The organism is Allobosea sp. 2RAB26, from assembly GCF_052115465.1.
Classification (GTDB): domain Bacteria; phylum Pseudomonadota; class Alphaproteobacteria; order Rhizobiales; family Beijerinckiaceae; genus Allobosea.
In genome coordinates, this window is record NZ_JBFRGS010000017.1 from 80628 (window position 1) to 105183 (window position 24556).

Sequence of the window (24556 nt, forward strand, 5' to 3'; positions counted from 1 at the left end):
TCACCTCCACATCTTTTCGATGCCGAACAGGCGATCATAGACCACGAAGAGCGCCACCGCCGCGGCGAGCAGGACCATCGAGGTTGCTGAAGCCGCGCCGAATTCGAGAAGCTGCTCGATTTGCTGGCCGATGCGGCCGGCGATCATCTTGTCCTGCGGGCTGCCAATCAGCGTCGGCGTTACATAGAAGCCGAGGCAGGTAATGAAGACGAGCGTCGCACCATTGAGGACGCCGGGCAGGCTTTGCGGCAGATAAACCGTCAGGAATGCCTTGAGCGGCCGGGCGCCGAGGCTGGCTGCCGCACGCATATACACCTCGTCGATGCGCTTCATGACGGCATACAGCGCCAGGACCATGAACGGTACCAACATATGAGCCATGGCGAAGGTCGCAGCAAAAGTGGTGAAGAGCAGACGCGGCGGCGGGGTGACGCCAAGCGCGACCAGGAGTCCGACAACAGGCCCGCGCGCACCCAGGATCACCATCCAGGCATAGGTTCGCACAAGAAAACTCGTCCAGAAGCTCAGCGCCACGATGCCAAGTAGGAAGGAGCCGACTGCGCCACCCTTTCGGGCCGCGACGTAAGCCACGGGATAAGCGAAGACGAGGCTGGTGATCGTGACGATCAGTGCCGTTTGGAAGGTGCGCATCAGGACGTTGAGATCGTATTTCGAGGCGAAGAACTCAGCGTAGTTGTCGAAGCCGACCGTCGGTTCGCTCACGCTCATCCAGACGACGAGGCCCAGCGGTGCGAGGAAGAACACTGCCAGGAACAGGGTCGCCGGCGCATAGAGCAGGAAGGGCGGCCGGAACAGGGCTTTGCCCCATCCAGCCGCGCTCCAGGCGCGGCCTTGCGCAGGGGGGGATAGGGTCAAGTCGAGAGCCATTGTTCGAAGCGCTTGGCCATTGTGTCGAGCTGAGGCAGTAGCTTCTCGGCATCGAGGATGACGGATTTCGGCAGGTTCTCGGGGGAGGTCGGCATATGGCTGATGACCTCGGGCGACAGGTATTTGAACGAAGCGGGGTTCATCGGGCCGTAATTGTTCTTCTGCGCGAACTGCGCGAGCCGCTCTGGCCCCACGGCAAACTCGATGAAACGCCAAGCGTTCTTCGCCCTCGGAGAGCCGCGCGCTACCACCCAGGTCGCGACATCGATCACGGCCTGGTCGAAGACGAGTTCGATTGGCTGCTTCTGGTCGACCATCGTCTGCGCGCTGGTGTTCCACATCCCGATCAATTCGACCTCGCCATCGCGCAGCAATTGTTGGGATTGCGGGCTCTGGCTCCACCAGACGCGGACATCCTTCTTGATCCTGTCGAGCGACTTGAAGGCGCGGTCGAGATCATAGGGAAACAGTTTCGCAGGCTCGACGCCATCAGCCATTAATGCGAAGGCAAGCACGCGTGCGGGATAGTTCTGCAGGCTGCGCGAACCCGGAAATTTGGTCGTGTCCCAGAAATCCGCCCAGTTCCTCGGGCCGCCATTGGATATTTTATCGCGGCGGTAGGCGATGATGTTGGCGAAGGCATGGGAGTTGATGCCGTTCAGTGTCACCGCGCCGGGCCAGAGCGACGACGCCGGAATTTTGCTCTCGTCATAGGTGTCGATCAGCTTGGCGTGATTGGCGCGGCCGAGTTCAGCGACGCCGAGCGTCGTCACGTCGAATTCATAGATACCAGTCCGCGTTTGCGCCGCCAGCTTGGCGAAGGAGACCGGCGCGATCGTGCGGATCTCGATTCCGGTCTCCGCCGTGAACGGGTTGAAGAGTATCGCGCGCGCTGCTTCTTCCCAGGGACCGCCCCAGGTGTTGATATAGAGGGTGTCGGCGGCGCGGGCTTTCCGGATGAAGGGCATCGCGACGATGCCGCTCCCAAGCATCGATAGCAGGGCGCGGCGCGTGGTCCGCGGTGGAGTCAGTACGGTCCTAGCCATGGTGCTGTCCTCTCAACCGATCGTTGCGCGATAGAGGCGAAGCCAGTTGCCGGAGGTGATCTTCTCGACTTCGGCTGCGTGGAAACCGACCCGCGCCAGCGCCGGTCCGACATCGGACAGGCCGCTGATCCTTTTGAGCCAGGCCGGCTTCTCACTGGGGCCGGGCTTGGCCGCCGAGGCGGCGCCGTACTGCACAGAGCGGGTCCAGCGGCCCGAGCGCATCCAGTCGAGGTAGACCTGATTGGAATGGTGGCTAAAGTCGGTGCCGAGGCCGACATGGTCGATACCGGCAATCTCGACGGTCTGCGCCACCATCTGGGCCCAGGCATCGACGCTGTCGCAGGCCGGCTCCGGCGTTATGTTGCGATAGGCTGCGCAGCCGATGACGCCGCCCTTTTCAGCGAGTGCCTTGATGATTGCATCCGTCTTGTTGCGCTTGTGCGGGAAGACGGAGGCCGGGTTGGCATGGGTGATCGAGACCGGCTTCTGCGACCATTCGATCGTATCGAGCGTGGTCCGGTCGCCGACATGTGAGAGATCAATCAGCATGCCGCACTGGTTCATCTCCCGGACAACCTCACGGCCAAAGCGTGCAAGGCCAGGATCGACCCTCTCGTAGCAGCTAGAGCCGAGCTCGTTCTGGTTGTTGTAGGTCAGCTGCAAGACCTTGACGCCGAGATCGGCGAAGAGCTCGACATAACGGATCCGGCCATCGAGCAGATTGGTGTTCTGGTAACCCAGCAACATCGCGACCTTGCCATCGCGCTCGGCCGCGAGAATGTCGTCCGTCTTCCGCACGATCGTCATCAGATCAGCATTGGCGCGCTCGAGATCGCGCCATTTCGCGACAGAATCAAAGGACTCGATCGCGCCCTCCCAAAAGCCGAGCGTCGGTGTGACGCAACTGAACCCGCCGGCCTTGAGATCTTCGAATACGCCGCGGTCAAAGAAACCACATTGCAAACCGTCTATCAGCATCGGGGCGCGCCTTTACGAAGCGGAGGAAACAGGATTGGGCTGAAGCCGGGACGGATCGGCGGTCAGCATCGATAGATCGGTCTCGTCCTCGTCATTGCGACCAACGACGCGTCCGTCTGCCTCTACCCGCACGGTGCCAGCATGTCGGCGGCTCTCGAAGGAATCGGGCATCAGGGCATCATGCGATGCCTTGTAGAGCGGCCACCAACTCGACGCCGCAGCGGAGAGGCCGTCATGGCGAACCATGTCGATGGCACGGCGCTTCGCCGCGGGGCGGTCCATCAACGACACTTGGGCACCGTTGCCCTTCGGCTCGACGATAGCCGCGAGGCCGAAACGCTCAGCAAGCCCCGATACGACGCGCAATTCGGGGGGCTCTGTGAGATTGAGCGCCAAAACCTCCCCCCGGCCGGTCAACCGAAAGCGCTCGACAGCCAAGTCAAGCAGCGTCTCGGCCACCATCCAGGCATGCTGGCCGCCGCAGTCTATCGTCAATTCGCCGTCAGTGCTGACATCGGCGAGCGGGGCAACGCCGCTCGCACGCACGTGCTCTATCTGCTGTGCGATGCCAGACAGACCTGGCCCCGGCAGCACGGCGGAATAGAATGCGCAATCGCGCACGGAGGGTAATAGCCCAGCGGGCGTGCCGGCGGCCTGAACCAGTCGCTCCAGAATGAGCCGGAGTTCGCGCACGGACAGGATCAGCGTTTCGGATAGCATCATGCCTGAGGCTCCGCGGGATAGAACCAATGGGAAGCGGCGCTCCCCGAGGCGAGATCTTCGGGGGTCGGGGCGCCGTGGAAGATCACGCCGCGCAGATTGCGGTTCAGGAAGTCGCGGGCCTTGTCGATACCGTGGATGCCGACGTTCAAGAGCCGGGTGATATGCGCCGGAACGAAGTCCTCGCCCATGATGTCGGCATGCGGCGAATGATAGGGCAGTCCAGCAAGCGCCTGGATGCGGATCACGATCTGCCGGTGCAATGGGTGCGCCATGAGGAAGCGCGCGACGCTGAGGCGGGGATCGGCGGCAGCGAGATCGCGATCGAGTGCAACGACGAGGCGCGGCAGATCGAGGCCAAGATTATGAGCCGCGCCGATCTCTTCGCGTGGTCCACGACGCGGCTCCTCGGCCGTGCGCGATTTGTACCAGACGTAGCGCTGTGAGCGCTCGGAGACGAGATCGAGATCGAAGGCCCAGCTGTAATCGGCCCTCAGGATCTCTTGTAGCCGTCCGATCGGCATTTCGGGGCGGCCGGCGAGATCCTCATCGATCACGAGAGTTTGTGCCAGGCCATCGGCGATTTCGGGCACGAGTTCGATGATGAGAGACAGTAGCGTTTCGTGGGCCTCGCGATTGACGCGGCCGTCGAGCGAAGCGGTGAAGTCGACGAGTGGGGTCGCCTCGGCGCAGCCGGCGCGCACGCGCTCGATCAACTGGCCGAGTTCGCGGCGGATGATGGCGAGGTCGTCAGCGACGATGCTGCTTGGCGCGAAGGCTTCATATTCGGCCCGATCCTGGCGCCGCGCCAGGATTGCCTTGTCGAGCAGTGCCGCCAATTGAACCAGCGGGGCAGCATCGGGACCGACACGCAGCAACCGGCCATGGGCGATGGCCTCCTCGTGGATCGTCAGCCAACGGTCGATCAGGCGAGGATGGTTATTGACGAAGAACATCAGCCCCAGCGCCGAGCCGTTGCCGACACCCAGGAAGCGGCGCAACTCGGGCTGCATCGCCACTGCCGCCGGGCCGCCCTTCATCCGCGCAAAATGCTGGACGAGATCGCCGGCAAAGACGCGCATCATATAGGCGGTGAGCATTTGCGCTTGCAGCGAGGCTCGCAGCGGATGGTCCGGCGCGAAGGCAAGGAAGGACTTGGTGCCGAAGGTGCCGTTGCCGTCGATGCCGGTGTTGCGCATGAAGTAGCAGGTGCGGCCGAGCTCGGCGATGGGCGGCTGTTGCCCGGATGCGAGATGGTCGACGGCAAGGTCGAACAGCCGTCCCGAGCGGTTCGAGCGCGCCCAGGTCAAGGTCTGCGGGGTAGCGCGGCCCTCATAGAGCTTCGGCAGTTCCTGTCTAAGTTGCTCGATGCCGGCGGCCGAAAGTTTGCCTTCGATCAAACCGCCCATCATGTCCCAGGACCGGCCGATGATGCGGCCAGTGCGCTCGCGACCTGAGGGCTCGAACGAAAAGATTGGGAAGGTGAAGTGCCAGCCATCGGCCTCGATGCCGTAGCGCGCCGTGCCTCGACCGCGCGCGTCGATATCGAAATCCTGACAGGTGATCTGCCAGCGCTGATGTGAGGCGCGAGCCATCAGGGTCCGCGATGCACTGATCCGTGACGGTTGAATCGCGGCCAATATCTCCGGTCGCATGAGCGTGGAGGGGGATCGCATCAGGGCCCGCGGCTGCCAGGGACCGGGCTTGGAGGCGAGGGAGAATGGCAGGGCCGACATGTCATGCATTCCCGAATTGAGCGCTGAAGCGTTGCGCCGCGCTGACCGCAATCGGCGCGCAGTTCGCGTGATCGAACCGCGTGGTCGGGCCGGAGATCGCGATGACGGCAATGCATTGGCCGGCCGCGTCGAAAACCGGTGCAGCAACCGCCGCGACGAATTGCGGGTCCGTCGGTGCGAAGAGGGCAAAGCCGCGTTCGCGAACCTCTGCCAGCGCGATGTCGTCAGGGAGCGCGATGCCCTGCTCGCGCAGCCGTTCACGCATTTCCAGCGAGCCGAAGGCGACGAGCACGGAGCCCGACGCGCTAGCGCCCAGCGCCATGCGTGCGCCGACCCGGAGATCGGCACGCAGTACCTGATGCGATTCGACCCGGTTGATAATGACCGCATGATAGCCGTCGAGCACTGAAATCGTCGCCGTTTCGCCGCTCTCGGCTACGATCTCCTGAAGCAATTCTGTCGTCCGTTCTCCGAGATTGGCCTGCTCGAGGGCACGCACTGCGTAGAACTGAAAGCGTAGCGCTAGCCGGAACGCGCCCTCGACCGTCTGCTCGAGAAAGCCTGCATCCACCAGCGTACGCAGCCGCTGATAGACCGCGGCGCGCTGGTCGCCTGTCGCCTTGACGACATCGGGCAGTCGCATTGGCTTCGGGGATGCCGCGATGACATCGCAGACCGCGAGCGTCTTGAGCGTGGTGGAGAGAGAGCGAACAGCCAAGTTGTCTTCTATATGAATACGATGTATGTTAATAGCATCATACAATTTTGATCTGTGTCAAGGCCAGCGCCGATCCACTTCGGTATCCGCGCCGCGGACCGCGCGGGAACCGAGGATCCGCTCAGTTCGGCAGCTTCCTGAAGACGCGCCGCGATGTTGACGCCGTCACCGAAGACGTCGCCCCTTGAGCGATGACGTCGCCACATGGATCCCTCCGGAAACGCGTGTCCCGGTCAGCCACAGCGCATTTTTGTCGGACTTCCGCCGCGCACTCGGCCGCCTTGATGACGCTGGTAAGTTCCGCCAGGAACCCGTCGCGCATGGTCTTGACGGTGCGCCTTGTTTCCGCTGCCTCGGCTGAACCATCTTGCTGATGAGCGTCGGTACGCGAGTAAAGGTCCTCTCCTCGTCGGCGCTCATCAGGCCGGAACAGCCGGCGACATCGGCGCATACGATGGCCAGGGCAACGGTTGAGCGCGTCCACCAGGCTTCTGATGCACCAGCGGCGGCCGGATGGTCGTGCGCCCATCGCGATCGCACGTGCAACCCCACTGCCCACGCGGGTTATTGCAGTGAACATCCGACCATAACGATCAGGCAGGAGCTCTACGGGAGGCGGAGAGCGCCGATCCCCTCGGCGTCCACTCTTACCGCCCCATGCCGATTTACCGCTTCTTAACCGCGGCGGGCGCCATTCTAAGGTGTCCATCAGGGTTGGGGGGCTCGGAAAGGACCGTGACCATGCAACTGCTCGATGCTGTGCGATCCGTCGTGGATCAGTTCGTCGGCCTGCCAGTTGCCTTTGTCGAACGCCAGCTGATCCTCGCCACGCTGCGGGAAACCGGCGGCAACCGCACCCATGCCGCCTTTCTGCTCGGCATCTCCATCCGCACGTTGCGTAACAAAATTACGTTGTACGCAGCGGACGGTTACACCGTGCCGGAACCTGCACATCCAGCGGCCCAATGAGCGCGCGATGTCCGTTGCCTCGTCGCATGGCATCGCCGCAGCAAACCTCGTCTCCACCGCAACCATGGCCGGCCTCCTGCGTTGCCTGGTGCAAAAAGGCGTTTTGCAGGCCGCCGACATAAGGGAGATCTACGAAATCGCCCTTCTCATTCTTGAACAGCAGCAAGGCGCTGTGCCGGACGCAGAAGCGACCTTCAAGGCTGCGCGATCCGCAATTGAACGGAACTTGGCATAGCCATTCAGGCCAAGCAGAGCGCCTCCAGCCACTTCTAGGTTTCTCTCCGATCTGCGGCTTTGAGGCCCCGGTGGAACCGGCTGGTGGGAGTACGGCTGGAATGGATGGTCGTTATAGCCGTCGACCTGATGGTTTTGATAGTGACCCTGCTAGTCCTCGTGCTGCTGTAACTGCTCGATACTGTGGTTTTTGTAACTGCGGCGATCGATTGTCTTCGGATCAATGTCATCCAGGATGCCGGCGCAATTCCTACCGGAGAGGCAAATGTACAAACACATTCTGATCGCCACAGACGACCCCGAACTCGCCCGCAAGGGTCTCGAACATGGCTTGGCGCTCGCCAAACCGCTCGGGGCGAAAGTCACGTGCTGACCGTTTCGGAGCCCCTGCGCCCGGAGATGGCGCGTGCAGCCCGCCAGCAGATTGATGCTTTAATGAAGGAGCGCATTACCTCCATTGAGCAACGCGCGTCCGAACACGGCGTCTCGGTAGATCTGGAACAGGAGATCGATGTTTCCCCAGCCGCGGCAATCGTTCGATTTGCCAAGCTCAAGGGCTGTGATCTCATCGTGATGTCCTCTCACGGCCGGCGTGGCGTACAGAAGGTCGTGCTCGGGAGCCAAACTTCAGCGGTGTTGGCAAGTACGACTATTCCTGTACTGGTGATCCGGTAGTGGATCCTCCCTGCCATAGCTCCGATCCGCAGTGCCTCCTCTGCGTCTCTGATCCCGCGAGCCAGCAGCGTTGAGCTCGCTGTTTCAGTAGGCGGGTACAACGTGCTCAGAGGCGTTGTCACGTTAACTTCGGCGGGGCGGTAAGCGGTGTAGAGCGCGGGCATGAGTCCGCCCTGCAGCTACAAGCGCCATCGGTTTCCACCAGCGATCATTGTCCGTGCGGTGTGGCTGTATTTTTGCTTTCCCCTGAGTCTTCGCCTGGCGGAAGAGATGTCGTTGGAGCGTGGCATTGTCGTCTCCTATGAGACGGTGCGGCGCTGGGCGTTATACTCGCGATCGAGGCGCAGTCGCGACGTGAGTGGCAGTCAATGGGTGAGATCGTTTTCACAGCGAATGGTAATTTCATCGTCATAAGGAACGGCGATGGATCCTTGGCGGTGAAAGGCTTGTATCGAGGTGCCCCAATTAAGTCGGCGATACCCATCGGCCTCGAACGATGCATCATTCTGATAGAGCCCGATTCCAGCAAGGCGAATCTCTTCGAGAACTTGCTCTGTATAGGTAAAACCGGCCGAGCGTTGTGGCGGGCAGCTTTACCGAGCATGCCTGATACGTTTGTCGAGACCAGCCTAAGTGAGGCCGGAATTCTGGCGCTCAGCCTGAGCGGCTATTGCCTGGTGATTGATCCCGCGACGGGCGGCGAGATCCGAAGAGACTTCGTGAAGTAAGCGGTGAGGAGCCCGAAGTTAGGCCGGGAGCTCATGCACGGTGACCTCGGAACACGTCCGGTGGGCGATATCAATCAAGTGACGGTGATGGGTCGCGACGATGACCTGGCCGGTACCCGCCATGGCGAAGAAGCCCATAAGCCTGAAGAATCGTCGCGAAGCTGCGCCAGGTCGATGTGCTGGTCTCGCAGGGCCAGTCCGTCGCCGACGCGATCCGTTCGATCGGCGTGACGGAGGTGAGTTACTATCGCTCGCGCCGTGAATTCGGCGGCCTGAAGAGGGATCAGGTGAAGCGGATGGACGAACTCGAGGCGGAGAGCGCCCGGCTGCGCCGCGCCGTCGCCGACCTGACGTTCGACAAACGCGCTCGATACCGGGGAGCAAGCTCTATAAGTGCCAACATCACGCCTTCAAGCGTGAGGTACAAGGTCTTCGCCCATTGCGTATCGGGCAGCACGGGAACACTGCAGACGCTGCGCGGGACATAGGCGAGGATCAGGTCGTGGGTGGCGTCAACAGCCGGATCCCAGTCCGCAGGTTATCGCATTTCTGATGGATGCGATTTTCCGGGCCGAAACTCGCGGGCGGCAGATGCGCCCCTTCTGGTTGCCACACAAGGGGGATCGGCTCGGGCAGCGTGAGCCAGAGCAAAGTTGATCACGTTCCCGGCGCTTAAGTGATCTCCGTCGAGGTTTCGAGGACAAATCTGTAAAATGAGAGCGGCAAGTCACCGTCATATTTGGCGTTCACCTCGGCCGCGCCCGAGCGTTCTCGGCTGGTGGAAGTCGCTCATATGTATCCGGCCTACTCTTCGGCTTGCGGGCCGTCGGCGAATACAACACTCTTAAACTCGGCTTGGTGCCGGTCCCGGGCCGGCCGACTCTCATCGGTGGACACATAGTGCGCGTGGTCACGATTTCGCACTGTGCGACTGCTTCACCCTGCAGACATCTGCAACTGCGAGCACTAAATGGTAGAGTACGCGTACCGGGATCGGCTCGGCCACCCTCCAGCCTTGGCGATCGATCTGATTGCTCCACAGTCCGGTATCCGCGTCGACGAAGCGTTCGAACATCAGGCGCAAATGGCCGTTGAGCCGATTTGTCGCGTCGTTGTCATCCTCGAATTCGAGCCGTGCCGCCAGCGCCTTGAGATACTCAGTCTGCGGCCAGAGCAGGGCCCCGCCGTTGAGCACCGCGCCTTTTTGATCGACCTCGTTGATCACCGGCTTGCCGGCGGCTTCAGCGCCGAACATCTCACCGAAGGCGAAGAGTTGCCGTGCGCTCATCCGGGCAGTGCCCGAACCGGTCAGGCGCTCGTGGTGATAGAGCAGCCAGGTCCATTCGAAATGATGACCGGGCTCGCGAATCCGACCCTGCTCGCCGGCAAAGGGCTTCCACTCGTCGTCGAAGAACTCGCCGAGCGTTCCGTCCGCGGCGAAGCGCCCTTGCATCAGGCACACGATCCTCTCGGCGCGCTCAAGCCAGCGCTTTTCGCCGGACGATTGCGCCATGGCGTGGCAGGCTTCGAGCAGGTGCATATGCGGGTTTTGGCGGCGCGGCAGGGTTCCGAGCGTATCCTCGCGAAAGCCGCCGGAAGGTGAGACTAGGGCTGTCTCGATAAAACGCATCACCGCTTCCCCTTGGTCGAGCGGTTCGGATTCTCCGATTGCACGAGCGCACCAGGCGAGCGCGAAGATGACGAAGGCGAGATCGTACAAATCGGATTTGCCGTCAATGATCTCACCTTGGGTCGTGCAGGCATGTATGAACCGGCCATCGCTGTCCCGGCAGGCACTAAGCAGGAAGGACAGGCCATGGCGCGCCGCTTCGAGCGCCCCGGGTACGCCGAGAAGATGGGCATGGCTGAAGACGTATAGCGTTCGCGCCGTAACCAGCGTCGTGCGCCGCTCACTTTCAATGATGCTTCCATTAGGCTGAACCCATTCGGCATAGCCTCGGCGCTCCGGATCATAGGCCCGCGCGAGCCAAGCCGGCAGTAGGCTCCCAGTAAGCCAGGCCGAAAGCTCTTCTGCCGATACCCCGACCATATGTTTGCCCCACCTTTAAATCCAGATTGTCTGCCAACCGGTATGGTGTAACGTTCTACCAGCGCCTTTGATGGCCTTAGCGACGCAACACAGCGGGAGCAAGCGATCAGAGACTTCCCTATTCGCAGCTCCGTTGTCGCGCCAGTTCAAGACAGGCCAATTCGACATCATCGACCTGATGCGGCCCACCGCTTCAGCAGGTATTGTTGCCAGAAGTGAGGGCTTAAGCCCCGGTCCAAGGAGTCTAATCTTCGTGCCCGGTCTCGTGGTGCGGGAACCTACACTCGAGTTGATCGAGTGAAGTTGTGGCAATGCCAGGGAGGGGAACCAATGACAGACCAGACCAACAAAACCGGCCCATCGCGCCGACAATTTGTCGAGGGTAGCGTGGCTTCGCTGACGCTGGGCGCTACCGGTGCCACGGGCGCGTTGGCGCAGAGCCTGCCGCTGCCGAAGTCGCCGGTGGCGCTGAACATCATCGATGTCGGCGGCGCCCTCGCCCTGCTACAGAAGCCGCTGGAGAACTATCGCGCGGCCAAGCCCAACCTCGTCTCGCGCATGACCTTCGTCAAAGCACCGGCGCCGGAACTGCCCGGCAAGATCAAGGCGATGCAGGAGGCCAATCGCGTCGATATAGACCTTGTCATCGGCGGCCTCGACGCACTCGCCGCGGGTATTGAGCAGAAACTTTGGGTGACGTTGCTGCCCGAGCATGCCGCCTCACTCCCCGACCCAGCCAAAGTTCTGATGAAGCCGGCGCTCGACATGCACAACCTCGGTTCCGGCCAGGGCATGTGCATGGTCTACTATCCCTCCGGTCCGCTGCTTGAGTACATGCCGGCACGCGTTAAGGCCGTGCCGACCACGGCGGACGAACTGCTTGCCTACACCAAGCAGAACCCGAACCGTTTTCTCTATGCTCGACCGGCCAATTCTGGCCCGGGCCGCACCTTTATCATGGGCCTGCCCTATCTGCTCGGCGACAAGGACCCGAAGGATCCGGCCAATGGCTGGGACAAAACCTGGACCTATCTGAAGGAGCTCGGCAACGGCATTGAGTACTATCCGACGGGCACTGCCGCGACCATGAAAGAGTTCGGCGACGGCTCGCGCGACATTATCATCTCCACCACCGGATGGGACATCAACCCGCGCGTCCTCGGTATCGTGCCGAAGGAAGCGAAGATCCAGGCGCTCAAGGGCTTCCATTGGGTCTCGGATGCCCAGTATATGTACATCCCGAAAGGCGTCTCGAGCGAGAAGCTCGCCGTCTTGCTCGACCTGATCAGCTTCGCACTGACGCCGCAGCAGCAGGCGTTCACCTATGATGAAGGCTACTTCTATCCGGGGCCGGCCGTGAAGGATGTGCCGCTCTCGATGGCGCCGCCAGAGAGCCAGAAGGCGATCGAGGAATTCGGGCGCCCCGAATACGCCGACCTGATCGCCAACAACCCGATCGAGGTGCCGCTGACGCCGGACAAGATGGTCCTCGCGTTTCGGCGTTGGGACGAGGAAATCGGCGCCAAACGGACGAAATAGGCAGGGAGGACGGTGGCGCGCCCTTCCTCCGCGCCACCAGGCCGCCGTTCTGCTTGCTGCTTGCGGCCTAACCCAGAGCACTGCGACCTGGGGTCGTCCGCCGACCGTAATTGCGTCGCCGAAGGTCAGCTACCCGGCTCCCGCGGTCAGGAGCGGAGTAGCCGGCCGCCGGCTTGAGATGCTATTTCTGTTCGGGGCCGCCGATTTGCAGCCAATCATGCCAAGTGAGCTCGGCAAGTCGTTGGCAAGGAGTTAAGCCGCGGCCCCGTTCTTAATGAGTTCCTTGGCGATAATAGTTCGTTGAATCTGGTTAGTACCTTCGTATATCTGGGTAATTTTGGCGTCGCGATAGAGCCGCTCAACTTCAAACCCGCGGATATACCCGGCGCCCCCGAAAATCTGGACGGCATTGGCCGTCTGCGCCACTGCCATATCGCTTGCAAAGCACTTCGCGATTGACGCGGCAGCGGTCGCGGGTCTGGCGTGGTCTATCAGCAATGCGGCTCTCTCTGTCAGGGCACGGGCGGCTGCTATGTCTTTGGCCATGTCCGCCAGCATCCATTGCAGTCCCTGATTGTCGAGGATCGGCTTGCCGAACTGACGGCGGTCTCGCGCGTAGCCCAGAGCCGCTTCCAGCCCGGCCTGCGCAATGCCGGTCGCGAGCGCAGCGATGCCGACGCGGCCCTTCTCCAGTACACTCATCATGATGTGGAAGCCGCGCCCCGTCGGGCCGAGCAGCGCCTCGCGCGGCACCACGACGCCGTCGAAGTTGAGTGCGCCGACCTGGCTGGCGCGCTGGCCCATCTTGTGCTCCTTCGGCCCGCGCGAGACACCCGATGCATGGAGATCGACTAAGAAGATGCTCATGCCGCGATGGCCCGCGGCAGGGTCGGTCGAGGCTAGGACGAAGCCGAGATCTGCGACCGGCGCGTTGTGGATCCATAGCTTGTTGCCATCGATGACGTAGCCGGCGGCGGTCTCGCGTGCGGTGGTGCGGACATTAGAGAGGTCGGAGCCGGCCTCCGCCTCGGTCAGGCAGTAAGCGATGCGGGTCTTCGCGGAAATGATGTCCGGCAGGAGCTTCACCTGCTCGGGCGTGCCGTAGCGGGTGAGCAGAGTGCCGATCAGCTCGACGACGCCGCACTGGTCAGCGATCGAGGCATAACCGCGCGACAACTCCTCCATCACTATTGCATAGGCGAACGTGTCGAGGCCGGAGCCGCCATGCTCTTCCGACACGGTGATACCGAACAGGCCGATCTCGCCCATCAGGCGGTAGATCTCGGCCGGAAAGGTTTCGTCACGGTCAAGATCGGCAGCGGCGGGCCTGACGACATCTTCCGCGAAGCGCCGGGCGGTTTCGCGAATTTGTTCGTAGATCTCGGTGTCAAGCAATGGAGCGTGCATGGTACGGCCCTTTCCTCAGGCGACGCCGTTAAGGGCGCACAGATGCTCCATGCGGCGTGCGGCAAGCTCCGGCTCGACGAAGAGCCCGGACTGGTCGGCGAGGCGGAAGAGATCCGCATAGTGCAGGATGCCGCGGGCGGATTCGGCGCCGCCGACCATCCGAAAATGTTTCTGGAAGCCATTCAGCCAGGCGAGGAAAACCACCCCGCATTTGTAATGCTGTGTCGGGGCCTCGAAGAGCCGGCGAGAGAGCGCGACTGTCGGGTCGAGGATAGCGTGGAAGCCGGCTCTGTCACCAGCTTCCAACCTGGCGAAGGCGGCTGCCGCAGCCGGCGCAATCGGATCGAAGATGCCAAGCAGCCCGTGCGAGAAGCCCTGCTCATCGCCGGCGATCAGCTCGGCATAATTGAAGTCGTCGCCGGTATACATGACGACGCCTTCGGGCAGGAGGCGCCGCATCTCGATCTCCTTGCCGGCGTCGAGCAGCGAGACCTTGATGCCGTCGATCTTGGCCGCGTGCTCGCGGATCAAGGTTAGCACCGTCTCCATGGATTGCCGGAAGTCGCGGCTGCCCCAGTAGCCTTCGAGCGCGGGGTCGAACATCTCGCCGAGCCAGTGCAGGATCACCTTGCCGCGGCACTGGCCGATCAGACGGCTGTAGACCGCGAGGTAATCGTCTGGGCTTTTCGCGACGGGGCAGAGCGCGCGGCTCGCCATCAGGATAATCTTGCCACCGTGCTTCTCGACATGGGCGATCTGTTCCTCATAGGCGCGTAACACGTCGTCGAGGCTGCGCGCCGCGTGCGGATCCAGTTGGTCGGTGCCGGCGCCGCAGGCGAGATCGGCGCCGGGCGTCGCCTTGGCTTCAGCGAGAACGCAGGTGATCAGCTCAGCCGCATTCGGCCAATCCAGCCCCATGCCGCGCTGGGATGTGTCCATCGCCTCCGCAACCTTGAAGCCGAGGCCCCAAAGATGGTGGCGGAAAGCCAGAGTGGCGTCCCAGTCCACCGCCGCGACGCGCCAGGGCTCCTGCAGCTTCAGCGGGTCGGCCACGACATGGGCTGCCGCATAGACGGTGCGAACCCCGTTTGCGGAAGCGGTGCGGGGATAAGGGGAGGGCGCCGCCAACGGGTAGCGCTCGCTGCTGCCGTCCGCACGGGGCAGGGAAATTTCAGCCATCGCTTCCTCCGGGAGTGCGGTTTAATGGAACGTTCCATTTCATGAACGCCTCAATAACCTTATATAGATGCATAAAATCATTTGAAAGAGGGTGATTGCCTCACTCGCGCAAGTATGATAATGGAACGTTCCATAATAAGAAGTGACGCAGACGGTTCAGGGATGAAACGATGCCGATGCCGAAGTCGAAAAGCGGCAAGCGAAAGGTGACGATCATCGAGATCGCGGACGCCGCCGGCGTCTCGAAATCGACGGTCTCGCTCGTCCTGACCGGGCGCGGCACCGTCAAGCGCGAGACTCGGCAGCAGGTTCTGCAGACGATGGACCAGCTGGGCTATGTCTACAACCGCGGCGCTGCCAACCTCCGAAATGCGCAATCCCGCATCGTGGGCCTGGTCCTCAACGACCTCTCGAACCCATTCTTCGCCGAATTTGCGATTGGCGTCGAAAAGGTCCTGCAGATGGCAGGTTATGTCGCCTTCATGGCCAACACAGCCGAAAGCGTGGTGCGTCAGGACCAGGTGATGCGGATGATGCGCGAGCATGGTGCTGGCGGCATCATCCTTTGTCCGGCGCTGGACACGCGGTCTGAGCATCTCGATTGGGTCAAAGCAGCCGATACTGCGCTCGTGGTGGCGATCCGGCGCCTTCCGGGCGCCGAGGTAAGCCACGTCGTGCCGGAAAACGTCGCCGGGGCCAGCCGGATCACCCGCCATCTCATCAATCTTGACCATGAGCGCATCGCCTATCTCGGCGGCATGCATTCGATGGTCGTCCGACAGGAGCGGCACGGCGGCTTTCTCGCGGCTATGGAGGCGGCCGGCCGCAAAGTTGATCCAACCCTCAACCTTGAAAGTATGCCGACACGCGACGGGGGCTTCGGTGCAATGAGCGCTGTACTATCGCTAAATGATCGGCCTACAGCGGTGGTCTGCTACAACGATGTCGTCGCAATCGGCGCGATGCTCGCCGCGGCGCGGCACGGTCTCGTTGTCGGGCGCGACATCGCGATCGTCGGTTTCGACGACACCAGCGAGGCGCGTCATGTCTCGCCAGCACTGACCACCGTCGCTGTTGATCCCGTCGGGCTCGGCGAGCGCGCCGCCGCGCTGCTGCTGAAGCAGATCGCCGATTCAGCCGCGGAATCGGAGAGCTACATAGGCCCCGCCAACCTCGTCATCCGAGAATCCTGTGGCGCCTATCAGCGCGCACTGGCCGCCGCCGGCTGACAATTCACATCCAGAGACAAAACCATGGCCTTTCCTCGCATTCTCTCCGCTGACGAAGCCGCGGCCCTGATCCCGGACGAGGCGATTGTCACTGTCTCCTCGTCGTCCGGTCTGGGTTGTCCCGACGCCGTGCTGGCGGCAATCGGCCGACGCTTCGACGCCTGCGGCCATCCGCGCAATCTCACGACCCTGCATCCGATCGCAGCCGGCGACATGTGGGGCATCAAGGGCATCGACCATCTGGCGAAGTCGGGCCTACTGGCGCGGATTATGGGTGGCTCCTATCCGTCCGGCCCGTCCTCGGCCGAGCCACCGGAAATCTGGAAGATGGTCACAGGCGACCAGATACCGGCCTACAACATCCCGAGCGGCATACTGTTCGACATGCATCGCGAGGCCGCCGCCAAGCGGCCGGGCGTGCTGACCAAGATCGGCATGGACACTTTCGTCGATCCCAGGCATCAGGGCTGTGCCATGAATGCGCGCGCCGCGGCTGAGCCGATCGTCAGCCGCGTCGATTTCGATGGCGACGACTGGCTTTATTTCCGGAGCATCGTACCTCAGGTCGCGATCATCCGCGCCACGACCGCCGACGAACGCGGCAACCTCTCCTACGAGCATGAGGGAGGCCTGCTCGGCCCGCTCGATCAAGCGCTGGCGGTTCGCAACAATGGCGGCATTGTCATTGCACAAGTGAAGCGCGTGGTCGCCGCCGGCAGCCTTAAGACGCAAGCCGTCTTCGTGCCCGGCATTTTGGTCGACGCAATCGTTGTCGCGCCCGAGCAGATGCAGACGACGCAGACGGCCTATGATCCGGCGATCTCGGGCGAGGTGTCGCGGCCCCTGTCGAGCTTCGAGACGCCGGCCTTCGACGTCGCCAAGGTCATCGCGCGGCGCGTGGCGCAGGAACTGCGCCATGGCGATGCGGTCAATATCGGCTTCGGCATCTCAGCAAACGTCCCGCGCATCCTGATCGAGGAGGGGCAGCACGGCGCGGTGACTTGGGTGATCGAGCAGGGCGCCGTCGGCGGCGTGCCGTTGCTCGAGTTCCAGTTTGGCTGCGCTTCCAATGCGGAGGCGATCGTGCCGTCGCCCTACCAGTTCACCTACTTCCAGGGGGCGGGCTTCGACATGTCGCTGCTCTCCTTCCTGCAGATCGACCGGCAGGGCTGTGTCAACGTCTCCAAGCTCGGGGTCAGGCCGCATGTCACGGCCGGCGCAGGCGGCTTCATCGACATTACCGCCCGGGCCAAGCGCATCGTCTTCTCCGGCTATTTTAGCGCCGCGGCCAAGCTCGCGATCGCCGATGGCAAGCTGGTTATCGAGAAGGAGGGGAGGGTGAAGAAGCTCGTCGAGGCCGTCGAACACATCTCCTTCTCAGGGCCGCGCGCAGTCGCACAGGGGCAGGAGGTGACCTACATCACGGAACGCTGTGTGATGAGGCTGACGCCGGAGGGGATCGTCATCACGGAGATCGCGCCCGGCGTGGATCTGGAGCGTGACATCCTCGCCCAGAGCGAGTTTCCGCTTCTGGTGCCGCGGCCGCCAAAGCTGATGGATGCGGCCTTGTTCGACGAGGCGTTGATCGGCCTTGAAGTTCCAATGAGGGCAGCATGAGCGACTCCGTCCGCCTCGACATCGCCTCCGGCATCGCGACGATCACGCTCGCCAGGCCAGAAAAGCTCAATGCGCTCGACGACGTCATGGTTGGGCTGCTCGGCAGCTTCGCCGATAGGATCGATGCCAATCGAACGGTGCGCGCGGTGATCCTTACGGGTGAAGGCAAGGCCTTCTGCGCCGGCGGCGACATTGTCGCCTGGGGCGAGCTTTCGGCACTGGAGATGGGGCAGGGCTGGGTGCGTTCTGGCCACCGTGTCTTCGACAAGCTCGCGCGGATGAAACCGCCGGTTATCGCCGCCATGAACGGCCACGCACTCGGCGGCGGGCTGGAGCTCGCCGTTACCGCTGATATCCGCATCTGTGAAGCTCAGGCCAAGATTGGCCTGCCCGAGAGCGGCCTCGGTATGATTCCGGGCTGGTCAGGCACCCAACGCCTGGTCAAGCGCCTGGGCGGGCGTGTCGCGCGTCGCCTTGCCCTGACGGGCGAGGTCGTCACCGCCGAGACAGCGCTTGCTCTCGGCATCGTCGATCAGGTCGTGGAGAAGGGTGGGGCGCTCGCGGCCGCGACAGCGATGGCCGAGCGCGTCGCGGCCCGTGGTCCGGTCGCGAACATCATCGTCAAGCAGTTGATCAACGCCGCGGAAGACGAGGACCGGGCAGCGATCATGGAGACGCTGGCGAGCTCGCTCGTCTCCTATACTGATGACGTCAAGGAAGGTGTCGCCGCCTTCCAGGAAAAGCGCACACCGCTCTACCGAGGGGAATAAGATGACCCGCCCCGTCGCACTAATTACCGGCGCAAGGCGCGGCATCGGCTGCGCGATCGGTGTCGCGCTCGCCAGGGCAGGCCATGACATCGCCTTCACCGACGTTGTCGAGGACGAGGCGGTCGCCGTGGCGCTGAAGCTCTTCGAGGAGGCCGGCGCCGCGGCGCGGTTCTTCAAGCATGACGTCGCCGCAGTCGAAAGCCATGCTGCCCTAAACGCGGATGTGAAGCGGGCTTTCGGCCGGCTCGATCTCTTTGTCTCGAATGCCGGGATCGGCGCGCCGGTTCGCGGTGACATGCTGGAGATTACGCCGGAAAGCTTCGACGTCGTCATGGATGTCAACCTGCGCGGCGCCGCCTTCTTGAGCCAGGAAGTCGCCAAGGCGATGCTCGCGGACAAGGCAGAGCGGCCGGTGATCGTCTTCATCACGTCGGCCAGCACGGAGCTGGTTTCGATCGACCGGGCGCAATATTGCGTCTCGAAGCTCGGTCTCTCGATGTGGGCGAAGGCGCTCGCGGTCAGGCTCGCGCCCGAAGGCATCCCGGTCTTCGAGGTCCGACCGGGCGTGATCCGCACCGACATGACCGCGAAGGTCGCGGCCAAATACGATGCCCGTATCGCGGACGGCATGATACCAGCCGGGCGCTGGGGCGAGGGCGAGGACGTGGCGCGTTGCGTGGTCGGTCTGGCGAGCGGCAATTTCGCCTACGCGACGGGCACAGTGATCAATGCTGATGGTGGATTGATGATCCCGCGTCTGTAATTGGCGCAATGGTTGTAAGACAAAGAGCCGATATCGAACCGGCCGGTGAGGGCATAGGAGGAGACGGATGGCTGGACGCTTGGTCACCCGCCGCATCGGGTGTTTTGCATGAGCTATGAATTCGATTTCGCCGACGTCTTCGCGGCGTGGCCAGAGTTACTGCAGGGACTGATCAACACGCTCGTGCTCTCGGCACTTGCAATGGCGATCGGCATGGTCGTTTCGGTCGCGGGGGCGCTCGGCAAGACTTCGGGTCCGCGATGGCTACGCTGGCTCATCGACGAATATATCGAGCTGATCCGGAATACGCCGTTCCTGATTCAGATCTTCATGATCTATTTCGGTCTGCCTACGCTCGGCATCAAACTTTCATCGAACGAGGCGGCGCTCATCGCGCTCGTCGTCAATGTCGGCGCCTACGGCATCGAGATTATCCGCGCTGGCATCGAGAGCATTCACAAGGGCCAGGTCGAGGCCGGCAAGTCGCTCGGCATGCGGCCGCTGCAAATCTTTCGCTACATCGTCCTCAAGCCGGCGATCCAGGCGGTCTATCCCTCGCTGACCAGCCAGTTCATCCTGCTGATGCTAAATTCGAGCGTCTGCTCCGCGATCGCGGCGAGCGAGCTCACGGCGGTCGCGGGCGATATCCAGTCGCGCACCTTCCGCAGCTTCGAGGTCTATTTCGTTGTGACCTGCATCTATTTCGGCCTGTCGCTGTTCTTCTGGAGCGCCTTCGCCGGAATCGAGCGCACCCTCCTGCGCAAGCCAACCCGGTAGGTTTCAGACGATGCGCACACTCGGACCTAACGAGATCCTCTACATCATCGCCGCGGTGCGCTGGACGCTGCTGCTCTCGGTCGTTGCCTTTGTCGGCGGCGCGATTGGCGGCGCCCTTGTCGCGCTCGCTCGAACTAGTGAGTTCAAATGGCTCAGGCTGGTCGCGAACGGCTATATCAAGGTCTTCCAGGGCACGCCGCTGTTGATGCAGCTCTTCCTCGCGTTCTTCGTGCCCGGTCTGTTTGGCTGGTCAGTCGATCCCTGGACCGCAGCCGCGATCGGCTTGTCGCTGCATGCCAGCGCCTTCCTGGGCGAGATTTGGCGCGGCGCTATTGAGGTCGTGCCGCGCGGGCAATGGGAGGCGGCGACCTCACTCGGTCTGCGCTACTGGCCGAAGATGGCGCTGGTCGTCGTGCCACAAGCGGTCAGAATCTCCATTCCGCCAACGATCGGCTTCCTCGTTCAGCTGATTAAGGGCACTTCGCTCGCCTCGATCATCGGCTTCGTCGAACTGACGCGGGCGGCGCAGGTGATTAACAACGCCACCTTCCGGCCCTTTACCATCTTCGCGCTCGTCGCGTTGATCTACTACCTGATCTGCCGGCCGCTATCGGCCTACAGCAAGCGAATGGAGCAAAAGCTCCTGGTCGCCGCGCGCTAAGCGCGGCGACGCAAGGCCTACCAAGTCCACCCGAGGAGAAACGTCCCATGTCACTGTTCAAGTCCATCCTGCGCCGCAGCCTCGGCGCGCTGCTTCTCGCCGGCGTCGCCGCCGCAACTCTCGGCGCCGCCCCGGCGAGCGCAGCCACGCCCGAGGAGATCAAGGCGCGCGGCAAGCTGCTGGTTGGCGTACTGACCGACTATCCGCCTTTCGGCGGCACCGACGCCCAGCAGCAGCCGGCCGGATACGACGCCGACGTCGCCAAGCTGATGGCCAAGGCGCTTGGCGTGCAGCTCGAACTCGTCCCGGTCACCGGGCCAAACCGCATACCCTATCTGCTGACCAACAAAATTGACGTGCTGATTGCCACGTTCGGCATCACCGCCGAGCGCTCAAAGCAGGTGCTATTCTCCAATCCCTACAGCACGCTCACCATTTACGTGCTGGGTCCCAAGAGCCTGAACATCAAGACTCCGGAGGACCTGAAGCCGGTGACGATCAGTGTCGCGCGCGCCTCGACGCAGGACACGGCCATCAGCGCGATCGCGCCGCAGGGCACGCCACTCAAGCGCTTCGACGACGATGCCACGGCGCTGCAGGCCCTGATCTCAGGTCAGGTCCAGGCCATGGGCGCGAGTAACACCATCCTCGCGCAACTCAACAAGGACTATCCACAGCTCAACATGGAGCCGAAGCTGACCCTGCGCGAGCAGGCCAATGGCATGGCCTTTCGCAAGGCCGACACTGCGCTCGCCGAGTTCGCCAACAAATTCATCGCCGATATCGAGAAGAACGGCGAACTCAGCGCCATCAACCAGCGCTGGTTCGGCATTCCGTTGAACAAGCTTCCGCCGATGCCGACCTTCTGAGAACCTGCCCAAACGCGTGACATGGCGCGTCCGGTCTCGGGTCGGGCGCGCCAAATTCTCTGGTCAAAACGAGATGAAGCTCATGACGATGCCCGCAACAGAGAAGACCGGCGCGTCCCGCACCGCGGGCGACGTTATGATCGAGATGCGCAAGGTCGACAAATTCTATGGCGACTTCCAGGTTCTGCGGAACATCGACCTGACGGTCAACCGCGGCGAGCGCATCGTCATTTGTGGACCCTCGGGCTCTGGCAAGTCGACCCTGATCCGCTGTCTCAACCAGCTCGAGGAACACCAGAGCGGCGAGATTATCATTGATGGCACGAGCGTACACGCGCATCTGAGCGGCATCGAGAACATCCGCCGCGAGATCGGCATGGTGTTCCAGAGCTTCAACCTGTTCGGGCATCTGACGGTGTTGGAAAATTGCACGCTAGCGCCAATGAAGGTGCGCGGGATCAGGAGGCCGGAGGCCGAGGCGAACGCTCGCATCATCTTGGAGCGCGTCCATATCCCCGAGCAGGCCGCGAAATACCCGATCCAGCTCTCGGGTGGCCAGCAACAACGCGTTGCAATCGCGCGGTCGTTATGCATGAACCCGAGGATCATGTTGTTCGACGAGCCTACTTCGGCGCTCGATCCGGAGATGGTCAGCGAGGTCCTCGACGTCATGGTAGAACTCGCCGAAAGCGGCATGACCATGATCTGCGTCACTCATGAGATGGGTTTCGCCCGCAAGGTTGCTGACCGGATAATCTTCATGGATGCAGGCGAGATCGTCGAGGTCGCGCCGCCTGCAGAATTTTTCTCAACACCTCGAAATGAACGCACGCGACAATTTCTCGGCCAGATTCTTCATTCTAATCAGCACTGACTTCCGCTGAGGGCGATCTCTCGCCTGGCAGCTTCACCTCGGGAGAGGCTCGGTGCTTGAGGGGGAGGCAACTAATGGGGAACGTGCTGGAGCCCCAGTTGCTAGATTGGGCTGGCCCGCGCTTTAAGTGGGCGATCATTATCCGTCGACAGCGCGCTTGCACTTGTAGTCTCTTGGCGTTCCAGTTCGACTACCCGTCAGCTCCGGCCACAACACGGTGCTCACATGTCCCGGACCGTCCCGCCGGGGCAGCGGCGCATCGTCCCGGAGTTGCTCATCGCTCAGCGAGCGCAGGATCTTCTTGGTTCGAGCGCGCCGTGCATATCGGTGTGCCAAGCTAGACTGGAACACCGCCTTGCTGGTCAATGGCTCGACCAGTTCGCCCGTGAAACCGTTCATTTGAGGCAAGGTGGAGAGCCTTTCCGACATCGCTCGCCTCCCAAGAATTTTTGGCGGGGGAGCGAGGCTAGGTGAACTACTGATGCCGCGGCGTGATCGGAACCGATGATACGGGCACCAATTGTTTGGGTGACAATCGGTCGAAGGTTCGGTGTCCATCCTGGATCGCTATCGGGGACCATGATCCGTCCGCTCTGAGATCCCCGAGTCGAGGGTTCGCGCGTTTGAGACGAAGATCGTCAACTCATCTTACGAATATCTGGCGGCTTTGGCCGAAGGAACAGCCGCCTATCGTTGCCTAGGACGTCCACCAGCGCGAGCCGACAACTGGCACTAATTATGTCAAATACGGCTCCTCCGTCTAAACGCCTGCTCGGTGCTGCGGTGCCGCTGATCGTAAAGCCGGCGTTGAAGCGGGCTCTTGTCCCCCGCGTGTGCGAAGACAGCCACGACAAACAGGGCCGTAAGCCCGATAAGGGCATAAAGCATGGCGATGACGCTCGTTTCCCCAGACCCAAAGCAACATAAGCCGCGGAGCAATGATCTCGCGAGTCAAACGCACTGCCAAGCGGAAATGACCGCATCAATCCGCGATGGAAAATAAACTGAAGTTTGGAGCCGGCAAGTATACTTATACGGCTTCGATCACAAGGCGCCAATCGGGGACTGATAAGGCCTCGTGAAGCACTGCTCTGAGCACCGTGTTACGATAACAGCGGCATCGGAAGCTGAAGCCCTTCGATCAAGGCATTGCGGAACACTTCAATCGGCCGCGCGAGCCTGCCTGCCGGGGGGCGGTGCAGCAACCAAGCGCGCACTTGCGGCTTGAAGTTTGGGCAGTCGATGACCTCAACTCCCTCGCGCCAGCGGCCGTCGGCGAAGGCGGCCGGGGTGACTATGCCGATGCCGTGGCCGCGCGCCACCAGCGACATTCTGAGATCGACACTGAGAGCCTCCACCCCAACTTGGAAAGGCAGCCGCGCCACCTCGAAGCTCTGGCGGATATAGGCACGAAAGCCACAGCCATTTTCGTTCATCACCCAGGGAAATTGCGACAGCGTGGCAAGGTCGGCTTCCCGCGGTACACCAAGGTCGGATGACGCAACCAGCAGCACTGTTTGCGCGCCGAGATCGTCGCAGATCAGTTCCTGCGGCGGCGCCAAACCCTCCGCGAGACACACCGCCACTGCGTCGAGCTCGCTGCGCGCCACCTGCTCGACCAGCCTTGGCGACCAGCCGGAGGTGATGCGTAAAGTCAGTTGCGGGAACGCGGCGCGCAGGCCATCGAGCGGCATCGCCAGCGCGGCATCGGAGAGATAGGGCATAATGCCCAGCCGGAACTCGCCCCTGACCTCGCCCTCTGGCGACACGCCGGCCTTCAAATCCTCAAGCGAACGTAGCACGCGCCGGCCATGTTCATAGGCTTCACGGCCGGAGGCTGTCGGCTTCAGCGGCTTCGACTGGCGGTCGAGCAACGCCGTTGCCAGCGCGTCCTCAAGGTTCTGGATGCGGCGGGTTACACCCGGCTGGGTAAGATTAAGTCTCGCTGACGCACCGACGATCGAACCGGTTTCCACCACGGCGATAAAGGCTTCGAGGTCATGAATGTTCATAATAGACCCGCATAATCATTATCGAATTTATTGAATTGTAGCATGGTGACGGTTTCGCATAAAAGCAAAAAACGATATGCGGAATGTTGAGGATCGACCATGCGAGGAACGAAAGAC

Annotated in this window: 22 protein-coding genes and 3 pseudogenes; 15 read left to right on the forward strand and 10 right to left on the reverse strand. The window is 62.2% G+C overall.

What is annotated here, in order from left to right; genetic code table 11:
- From AB4118_RS26820 to AB4118_RS26845, 6 genes are all read right to left on the reverse strand, one after another.
- Nucleotides 1-876: an ABC transporter permease gene (locus tag AB4118_RS26820; protein WP_441492596.1), complete on the reverse strand. Its 876-nt coding sequence runs from the start codon at nucleotides 874-876 to the stop codon at nucleotides 1-3.
- Nucleotides 873-1934, reverse strand: a complete 1062-nt coding sequence (locus AB4118_RS26825; protein ID WP_441492597.1) for an ABC transporter substrate-binding protein — start codon at nucleotides 1932-1934, stop codon at nucleotides 873-875. The genes AB4118_RS26820 and AB4118_RS26825 overlap by 4 nt, the downstream gene beginning before the upstream one ends.
- A 12-nt stretch (nucleotides 1935-1946) precedes the next feature.
- Entirely contained in the window at nucleotides 1947-2912 is a 966-nt protein-coding gene (locus AB4118_RS26830) for a dipeptidase (protein ID WP_441492598.1), read from the reverse strand.
- Nucleotides 2913-2924: 12 nt separating this feature from the next.
- On the reverse strand, nucleotides 2925-3635 hold the full coding sequence (locus tag AB4118_RS26835; protein ID WP_441492599.1) for a hypothetical protein: 711 nt from the start codon (nucleotides 3633-3635) through the stop codon (nucleotides 2925-2927).
- Nucleotides 3632-5227, reverse strand: a complete 1596-nt coding sequence (locus tag AB4118_RS26840; RefSeq protein WP_441492600.1) for a hypothetical protein — start codon at nucleotides 5225-5227, stop codon at nucleotides 3632-3634. Before AB4118_RS26840 ends, AB4118_RS26835 begins: the two co-directional genes overlap by 4 nt.
- A 142-nt stretch (nucleotides 5228-5369) precedes the next feature.
- Nucleotides 5370-6086, reverse strand: coding sequence for an IclR family transcriptional regulator (locus AB4118_RS26845; protein WP_441480493.1), 717 nt, complete (start codon nucleotides 6084-6086; stop codon nucleotides 5370-5372).
- A gap of 741 nt (nucleotides 6087-6827) precedes the next feature.
- Here AB4118_RS26845 and AB4118_RS26850 point away from each other — a divergent pair.
- The 6 genes and pseudogenes from AB4118_RS26850 to AB4118_RS26875 form a co-directional block, all read left to right on the forward strand.
- Complete coding sequence (locus AB4118_RS26850) at nucleotides 6828-7055, forward strand: helix-turn-helix domain-containing protein (RefSeq protein WP_441492601.1); 228 nt, start codon at nucleotides 6828-6830, stop codon at nucleotides 7053-7055.
- A 7-nt stretch (nucleotides 7056-7062) separates the two neighbouring features.
- Nucleotides 7063-7290, forward strand: a complete 228-nt coding sequence (locus AB4118_RS26855; protein ID WP_441492602.1) for a hypothetical protein — start codon at nucleotides 7063-7065, stop codon at nucleotides 7288-7290.
- A gap of 264 nt (nucleotides 7291-7554) precedes the next feature.
- Nucleotides 7555-7964: pseudogene (locus AB4118_RS26860) on the forward strand (universal stress protein).
- Between the two features lie 162 nt (nucleotides 7965-8126).
- Nucleotides 8127-8285: pseudogene (locus AB4118_RS26865) on the forward strand (IS6 family transposase); the annotation flags it as partial.
- Between the two features lie 47 nt (nucleotides 8286-8332).
- Nucleotides 8333-8692 carry a DUF7957 family protein gene (locus AB4118_RS26870; protein ID WP_441492603.1) on the forward strand — a complete coding sequence of 120 codons (360 nt, stop codon included), beginning with the start codon at nucleotides 8333-8335 and terminating at the stop codon, nucleotides 8690-8692.
- A gap of 87 nt (nucleotides 8693-8779) precedes the next feature.
- Nucleotides 8780-9054, forward strand: a pseudogene (locus tag AB4118_RS26875) (transposase); the annotation flags it as partial.
- Nucleotides 9055-9602: 548 nt separating this feature from the next.
- Here AB4118_RS26875 and AB4118_RS26880 read toward each other — a convergent pair.
- A complete protein-coding gene (locus tag AB4118_RS26880; RefSeq protein ID WP_441492604.1) occupies nucleotides 9603-10742 on the reverse strand; it encodes an AGE family epimerase/isomerase in 1140 nt (379 codons plus the stop codon).
- Nucleotides 10743-11072: 330 nt separating this feature from the next.
- Between AB4118_RS26880 and AB4118_RS26885 the strand changes: the two genes are divergently transcribed.
- Nucleotides 11073-12281 (forward strand): extracellular solute-binding protein, encoded by a 1209-nt coding sequence (locus AB4118_RS26885; protein ID WP_441492605.1) that lies wholly within the window; start codon nucleotides 11073-11075, stop codon nucleotides 12279-12281.
- Between the two features lie 252 nt (nucleotides 12282-12533).
- On the opposite strand, the gene AB4118_RS26890 is transcribed toward AB4118_RS26885, so the two are convergent.
- The gene (locus AB4118_RS26890; protein WP_441492606.1) at nucleotides 12534-13688 is read right to left on the reverse strand and encodes an acyl-CoA dehydrogenase family protein; all 1155 of its coding nucleotides are present in this window, start codon (nucleotides 13686-13688) and stop codon (nucleotides 12534-12536) included.
- Nucleotides 13689-13703: 15 nt separating this feature from the next.
- A complete protein-coding gene (locus tag AB4118_RS26895) occupies nucleotides 13704-14867 on the reverse strand; it encodes a dihydrodipicolinate synthase family protein (protein ID WP_441492607.1) in 1164 nt (387 codons plus the stop codon).
- A 170-nt stretch (nucleotides 14868-15037) separates the two neighbouring features.
- Between AB4118_RS26895 and AB4118_RS26900 the strand changes: the two genes are divergently transcribed.
- From AB4118_RS26900 to AB4118_RS26935, 8 genes are all read left to right on the forward strand, one after another.
- Nucleotides 15038-16096, forward strand: coding sequence for a LacI family DNA-binding transcriptional regulator (locus tag AB4118_RS26900; protein WP_441492608.1), 1059 nt, complete (start codon nucleotides 15038-15040; stop codon nucleotides 16094-16096).
- A 24-nt stretch (nucleotides 16097-16120) separates the two neighbouring features.
- The gene (locus AB4118_RS26905) at nucleotides 16121-17713 is read left to right on the forward strand and encodes an acyl CoA:acetate/3-ketoacid CoA transferase (RefSeq protein WP_441492609.1); all 1593 of its coding nucleotides are present in this window, start codon (nucleotides 16121-16123) and stop codon (nucleotides 17711-17713) included.
- Nucleotides 17710-18483, forward strand: coding sequence for an enoyl-CoA hydratase/isomerase family protein (locus AB4118_RS26910; RefSeq protein WP_441492610.1), 774 nt, complete (start codon nucleotides 17710-17712; stop codon nucleotides 18481-18483). Before AB4118_RS26905 ends, AB4118_RS26910 begins: the two co-directional genes overlap by 4 nt.
- A 1-nt stretch (nucleotide 18484) precedes the next feature.
- On the forward strand, nucleotides 18485-19246 hold the full coding sequence (locus AB4118_RS26915) for a 3-ketoacyl-ACP reductase (protein ID WP_441492611.1): 762 nt from the start codon (nucleotides 18485-18487) through the stop codon (nucleotides 19244-19246).
- Nucleotides 19247-19354: 108 nt separating this feature from the next.
- Complete coding sequence (locus AB4118_RS26920) at nucleotides 19355-20023, forward strand: amino acid ABC transporter permease (protein WP_441492612.1); 669 nt, start codon at nucleotides 19355-19357, stop codon at nucleotides 20021-20023.
- Nucleotides 20024-20033: 10 nt separating this feature from the next.
- Nucleotides 20034-20684 carry an amino acid ABC transporter permease gene (locus AB4118_RS26925; protein ID WP_441492613.1) on the forward strand — a complete coding sequence of 217 codons (651 nt, stop codon included), beginning with the start codon at nucleotides 20034-20036 and terminating at the stop codon, nucleotides 20682-20684.
- A gap of 47 nt (nucleotides 20685-20731) precedes the next feature.
- Complete coding sequence (locus AB4118_RS26930) at nucleotides 20732-21553, forward strand: transporter substrate-binding domain-containing protein (RefSeq protein WP_441492614.1); 822 nt, start codon at nucleotides 20732-20734, stop codon at nucleotides 21551-21553.
- A gap of 82 nt (nucleotides 21554-21635) precedes the next feature.
- Nucleotides 21636-22427: an amino acid ABC transporter ATP-binding protein gene (locus AB4118_RS26935; RefSeq protein WP_441492615.1), complete on the forward strand. Its 792-nt coding sequence runs from the start codon at nucleotides 21636-21638 to the stop codon at nucleotides 22425-22427.
- Between the two features lie 1103 nt (nucleotides 22428-23530).
- Here the strand turns inward: AB4118_RS26935 and AB4118_RS26940 are convergent.
- Entirely contained in the window at nucleotides 23531-24439 is a 909-nt protein-coding gene (locus tag AB4118_RS26940; RefSeq protein ID WP_441492616.1) for a LysR family transcriptional regulator, read from the reverse strand.
- Between the last annotated feature and the right edge of the window lie 117 nt (nucleotides 24440-24556).

Coding starts and splice junctions, on each gene's coding strand:
- AB4118_RS26930 (WP_441492614.1), top strand. CDS start 20,732: ATGTCACTGTTCAAGTCCATCCTGCGCCGCAGCCTCGGCGCGCTGCTT.
- AB4118_RS26850 (WP_441492601.1), top strand. CDS start 6,828: ATGCAACTGCTCGATGCTGTGCGATCCGTCGTGGATCAGTTCGTCGGC.
- AB4118_RS26920 (WP_441492612.1), top strand. CDS start 19,355: ATGAGCTATGAATTCGATTTCGCCGACGTCTTCGCGGCGTGGCCAGAG.
- AB4118_RS26840 (WP_441492600.1), bottom strand. CDS start 5,227: ATGGCTCGCGCCTCACATCAGCGCTGGCAGATCACCTGTCAGGATTTC.
- AB4118_RS26870 (WP_441492603.1), top strand. CDS start 8,333: ATGGGTGAGATCGTTTTCACAGCGAATGGTAATTTCATCGTCATAAGG.
- AB4118_RS26890 (WP_441492606.1), bottom strand. CDS start 13,688: ATGCACGCTCCATTGCTTGACACCGAGATCTACGAACAAATTCGCGAA.
- AB4118_RS26915 (WP_441492611.1), top strand. CDS start 18,485: ATGACCCGCCCCGTCGCACTAATTACCGGCGCAAGGCGCGGCATCGGC.
- AB4118_RS26880 (WP_441492604.1), bottom strand. CDS start 10,742: ATGGTCGGGGTATCGGCAGAAGAGCTTTCGGCCTGGCTTACTGGGAGC.
- AB4118_RS26940 (WP_441492616.1), bottom strand. CDS start 24,439: ATGAACATTCATGACCTCGAAGCCTTTATCGCCGTGGTGGAAACCGGT.
- AB4118_RS26925 (WP_441492613.1), top strand. CDS start 20,034: ATGCGCACACTCGGACCTAACGAGATCCTCTACATCATCGCCGCGGTG.
- AB4118_RS26895 (WP_441492607.1), bottom strand. CDS start 14,867: ATGGCTGAAATTTCCCTGCCCCGTGCGGACGGCAGCAGCGAGCGCTAC.
- AB4118_RS26905 (WP_441492609.1), top strand. CDS start 16,121: ATGGCCTTTCCTCGCATTCTCTCCGCTGACGAAGCCGCGGCCCTGATC.
- AB4118_RS26885 (WP_441492605.1), top strand. CDS start 11,073: ATGACAGACCAGACCAACAAAACCGGCCCATCGCGCCGACAATTTGTC.
- AB4118_RS26900 (WP_441492608.1), top strand. CDS start 15,038: ATGCCGATGCCGAAGTCGAAAAGCGGCAAGCGAAAGGTGACGATCATC.
- AB4118_RS26910 (WP_441492610.1), top strand. CDS start 17,710: ATGAGCGACTCCGTCCGCCTCGACATCGCCTCCGGCATCGCGACGATC.
- AB4118_RS26830 (WP_441492598.1), bottom strand. CDS start 2,912: ATGCTGATAGACGGTTTGCAATGTGGTTTCTTTGACCGCGGCGTATTC.
- AB4118_RS26835 (WP_441492599.1), bottom strand. CDS start 3,635: ATGATGCTATCCGAAACGCTGATCCTGTCCGTGCGCGAACTCCGGCTC.
- AB4118_RS26935 (WP_441492615.1), top strand. CDS start 21,636: ATGACGATGCCCGCAACAGAGAAGACCGGCGCGTCCCGCACCGCGGGC.
- AB4118_RS26855 (WP_441492602.1), top strand. CDS start 7,063: ATGTCCGTTGCCTCGTCGCATGGCATCGCCGCAGCAAACCTCGTCTCC.
- AB4118_RS26825 (WP_441492597.1), bottom strand. CDS start 1,934: ATGGCTAGGACCGTACTGACTCCACCGCGGACCACGCGCCGCGCCCTG.